The organism is Thiolapillus sp. (assembly GCF_048562965.1).
Classification (GTDB): domain Bacteria; phylum Pseudomonadota; class Gammaproteobacteria; order Chromatiales; family Chromatiaceae; genus Thiolapillus; species Thiolapillus brandeum_A.
Map to the genome: position 1 here is coordinate 1 of NZ_JBHNMF010001020.1, position 992 is coordinate 992.

At 54.0% G+C, this 992-nt stretch carries 1 protein-coding gene; it reads right to left on the reverse strand.

Going from position 1 to position 992, the window contains the following annotated elements:
- The coding region (locus ACOCD2_RS21925; RefSeq protein ID WP_419626119.1) for a hypothetical protein at positions 1-942 on the reverse strand (942 nt) is incomplete at its 3' end.
- Positions 943-992: the final 50 nt, after the last annotated feature.

The window sequence follows — 992 nt, forward strand, 5'->3', positions numbered from 1 at the left end:
GATAGTACGGGCCGGAAGAGAGACATTGTTCCGATCCGATTCCCGTTCCTGCGCAACTGCGTAGACGTCCTCCGTCGGCGCGTAAAGAGCAAGAACCGCCTGTGCAGTCCGTCGCCAGTGGCCGCGGTTCTGGATAACGGCCTCATGTACTCTGAGCACCTCACGGATCACTGATCCACGGTCCAACTGTCGTAACTGTTCCCGGATCTGACACCATATCTTGTCGACAACCCTGTGTAGAAATTTGTTACACTCAGACTTCGTGGTGAGACTTGTACCAGGGCGCGCTGCTGTACAACCTTCGGACAACCTCAGCTTGGAAAAAACGAAGTCCTCATGGGCCAGAAAAATCGGCTTCTGGGTTTGCCGCGAAAGCAGGTGCTCAATGGGATAGTACGTACGAAAGAGGTGGAGAATACGCATACCGGAGTCACCGAGCACCCTGTTCATGAGTCCATCAAGAACAGTCTCATCCACTCCCTCCGTCACACCTTGGTGCAGACTGACAAGCCCATTCGCGATAGCGCGCAAAACCAATCTCTCACCGGTATTTTCAGGTTGTTGGAAATGCATGAGGAAATCCGATGGAAACCTGACTTCTGCAATTCGCAGCTCGAGGTTGACTGCAACTACAGGCGCACCGATTACCATGCCTGGCTGGGGTTCTACGTAGTCCTCAGATACAACGAGTTCAACAAAGTTCAGGCGAATCTCTATAGCATCAGTGGTTGCTTCCGGGTAAAGCGCCTCGACCTCGATCACCAGCCTGTCATATAAACCAATGAAGCCAGACCACATCTCATAAAGGAGATGCCGGATCTGCTCGTCACCTTCCCGTGGTATTACCAGGAGCCAGCTAGGGCCACGTGGGGTCTCCACCGCGCCAGCTAACACGCCCGCGCGCAGATGACCCAGGCTCGCATAAATCGGGCGGCCCTGCATGGATTTGAAGTACGCGTCCCTGCCGAAGCGTATGGCAGGTGAATAAGAAT